At 63.0% G+C, this 2063-nt stretch carries 2 protein-coding genes; both read left to right on the top strand.

Annotation, left to right across the window (positions count from 1 at the left end; translation table 11 throughout):
* Nucleotides 1-51: 51 nt before the first annotated feature.
* Complete coding sequence (locus tag WAW17_RS22015) at nucleotides 52-1227, top strand: MCE family protein (RefSeq protein ID WP_422335038.1); 1176 nt, start codon at nucleotides 52-54, stop codon at nucleotides 1225-1227.
* A 2-nt stretch (nucleotides 1228-1229) separates the two neighbouring features.
* Nucleotides 1230-2063 (top strand): MCE family protein (locus tag WAW17_RS22010; RefSeq protein WP_422335039.1); only part of this gene is annotated, 834 nt, incomplete at its 3' end.

Below are 2063 nucleotides of genomic sequence, written 5' to 3'. Positions count from 1 at the left end.
ATCTACGGCGGGTCCGGCAACTTCAACCTCTCGGGATAGGAGTGCCGGCAGATGTCTGATTCGAGTCGCAGGAAGAAGCTGGCGGCACTCGTACTCGTGACGAGCCTGCTTGCGATCGTGGCTGTCTCGCTGGCCATGTTCAACGGGACGTTCAGCGAGTCCACACCGGTCACGGTGACGTCCGATCGAGCCGGTCTGGTGATGGAACCCGACGCGAAGGTCAAGCTCCTCGGCGTCCAGGTCGGCAAGGTCGGTTCCATCGAGCACGTCGAGGACGGGGTCGAACTGAAGCTCGAGATGTATCCCGACATGATGTCGCTCATCCCGTCCAACGCATCGGTGGAAATCAAATCCACCACCGTGTTCGGCGCCAAATACGTGAATCTCGTGATGCCGGAAGAGCCCGCCTCCACCCATCTCCGACCAGGGGCGGTCATCGCCTCCGAGAACGTCACCGTGGAGTTCAACACCGTCTTCCAGCACCTCTCGGACGTACTTGCCCAGATCGAGCCCGAGAAGCTCACTGCCACTCTCGGCGCTCTCGCTTCCGCGTTGCGTGGACGGGGTGAACAGCTCGGCGAACTCCTGGAGCAGGGCGACCGATACCTGGCGAAGCTGAACCCGAGTCTCCCTCGACTGCGGGAGGATCTGGTCAAGGCCGCACAGGTCACCGATGTCTACGCGGACACCGCCCCGGACCTGATGCGGATACTCGACAACGCGACCGCCACCAGCGGCACCGTCGTGGACGAGCAGGACAACCTCGACGCCGTGCTTCTCAACGCCACCGGACTCGCCGGTACCGCCAACACGGTGCTCGGTGAGAACGAACAGAACCTGGCGACCTCCCTCGACGTGTTGTTGCCGACCACCGAACTGCTGGAGGAGTACTCACCCGTGATTTCCTGCTTCATGGTCGGGTTGAACAACGTCCAGCCGCTGGCCGAGGAGCTCATCGGCGGCAATCAGCCGGGCATCGCCCTCAGTGCCAGCTTCCTGTACGGGATGGAGCCGTACTCCTACCCCCGGGACCTGCCGAAAGTGAATGCGACGGGAGGACCCAACTGTGCCGGGCTTCCGAACCCCGACCCCACCGTGCACGCCAAGTTCTTTGCATCCGACACCGGCACGGTGCCGTTCGTACCGTCGACGAAGGTGCAGGTCAACATGCCGAAGGTCTTCCAGTTGTTGTTCGCCGGTGTCTACCCGGAGCAGGGTGGTCGGTGACGATGCGAGGTAACACGGTCAAGCTCATGGTCTTCGCCACGGTGATGTTGCTCGTCTTTGCCGGACTGGCGCTGGTGTTCAGTCAGTACCGGTTCACCACGGCCAACGACTACCATGCGACGTTCACCGATGTGTCCGGGCTCGCGTCGGGTGCCAAGGTGCGGATCGCCGGGGTGCCCGTCGGGAAGGTCGACACGGTGGCCATCGGCAAGGATGCCCTCGCCGACGTCGACTTCAGTGTGGATTCGAAGTACACGCTCTTCGAAGGAACCAAAGCGACGGTCCGCTACGAGAATCTCACCGGCGACCGCTACCTCGAGCTTCTCGAGGGGGCTGGTTCGGCGGAACCGCTGCCCGACGGTGGCTCCATTCCTGTCGAGAACACCTCGCCTGCATTGGATCTCGATCTTCTGCTCGGCGGATTCAAGCCTCTTCTGCGTTCGCTCAATCCCCAGCAGGTCAACGACCTGTCGGAGGCGCTGGTTCAGGTGTTCCAGGGGCAGGGCGGAACGCTCGTGTCGCTGCTGGGCAGCACGAGTTCGTTCACCAACACACTTGCCGACCGCGACCAGCTGATCGGGGAAGTCATCACCAACCTGAACGAGGTGCTCGGAACCATCAACAATCGAGGGGACCAGTTCGGGACCACCCTGGATCAACTGCAGCAACTGGTCAGCGGCCTCGCTCAGGACCGTGACCCGATCGGTGACGCGATTCCGCGGATAGCCGGTGCCACAGGAGATCTCGCCCAGCTACTCGAGGGCGCTCGGCCCCCGCTGCAGAGCACGATCGCGGAGGCGAATCGCACCGCGTCGCAGCTGCAGATGGGCGAGGAC

The sequence above is a fragment of the Rhodococcus sp. (in: high G+C Gram-positive bacteria) genome, assembly GCF_049286785.1.
Taxonomy (GTDB): domain Bacteria; phylum Actinomycetota; class Actinomycetes; order Mycobacteriales; family Mycobacteriaceae; genus Rhodococcus_F.
The sequence above is the reverse complement of the archived record's forward strand: the minus strand, read 5'-3'. Positions and strand labels throughout refer to the sequence as shown.